The 1281-nt window shown below is 53.1% G+C and carries 1 rRNA gene; it reads left to right on the forward strand.

The annotated features are described in order from the left end of the window. Nucleotides 1-148 precede the first annotated feature (148 nt). Nucleotides 149-1281 (forward strand): 16S ribosomal RNA (locus FU672_RS24785); the annotation flags it as partial.

Below are 1281 nucleotides of genomic sequence, written 5' to 3' on the forward strand. Positions count from 1 at the left end.
GCACTGCTCTTTAACAATTTATCAGACAATCTGTGTGGGCACTCAAAGTGACATGGATTCTTAATGTCTCCGGACAATAAATGAATACCAAGTCTCTGAGTGAACATACGTAATTCATTACGAAGTTTAATTCACGAGCATCAAACTTAAATTGAAGAGTTTGATCATGGCTCAGATTGAACGCTGGCGGCAGGCCTAACACATGCAAGTCGAGCGGTAGCACAGAGAGCTTGCTCTCGGGTGACGAGCGGCGGACGGGTGAGTAATGTCTGGGAAACTGCCTGATGGAGGGGGATAACTACTGGAAACGGTAGCTAATACCGCATAACGTCGCAAGACCAAAGAGGGGGACCTTCGGGCCTCTTGCCATCAGATGTGCCCAGATGGGATTAGCTAGTAGGTGGGGTAACGGCTCACCTAGGCGACGATCCCTAGCTGGTCTGAGAGGATGACCAGCCACACTGGAACTGAGACACGGTCCAGACTCCTACGGGAGGCAGCAGTGGGGAATATTGCACAATGGGCGCAAGCCTGATGCAGCCATGCCGCGTGTATGAAGAAGGCCTTCGGGTTGTAAAGTACTTTCAGCGGGGAGGAAGGCGATAAGGTTAATAACCTTGTCGATTGACGTTACCCGCAGAAGAAGCACCGGCTAACTCCGTGCCAGCAGCCGCGGTAATACGGAGGGTGCAAGCGTTAATCGGAATTACTGGGCGTAAAGCGCACGCAGGCGGTCTGTCAAGTCGGATGTGAAATCCCCGGGCTCAACCTGGGAACTGCATTCGAAACTGGCAGGCTAGAGTCTTGTAGAGGGGGGTAGAATTCCAGGTGTAGCGGTGAAATGCGTAGAGATCTGGAGGAATACCGGTGGCGAAGGCGGCCCCCTGGACAAAGACTGACGCTCAGGTGCGAAAGCGTGGGGAGCAAACAGGATTAGATACCCTGGTAGTCCACGCCGTAAACGATGTCGACTTGGAGGTTGTGCCCTTGAGGCGTGGCTTCCGGAGCTAACGCGTTAAGTCGACCGCCTGGGGAGTACGGCCGCAAGGTTAAAACTCAAATGAATTGACGGGGGCCCGCACAAGCGGTGGAGCATGTGGTTTAATTCGATGCAACGCGAAGAACCTTACCTACTCTTGACATCCAGAGAACTTAGCAGAGATGCTTTGGTGCCTTCGGGAACTCTGAGACAGGTGCTGCATGGCTGTCGTCAGCTCGTGTTGTGAAATGTTGGGTTAAGTCCCGCAACGAGCGCAACCCTTATCCTTTGTTGCCAGCGGT

It is taken from the genome of Enterobacter asburiae, from assembly GCF_008080435.1.
Taxonomy (GTDB): Bacteria; Pseudomonadota; Gammaproteobacteria; order Enterobacterales; family Enterobacteriaceae; genus Enterobacter; species Enterobacter asburiae_C.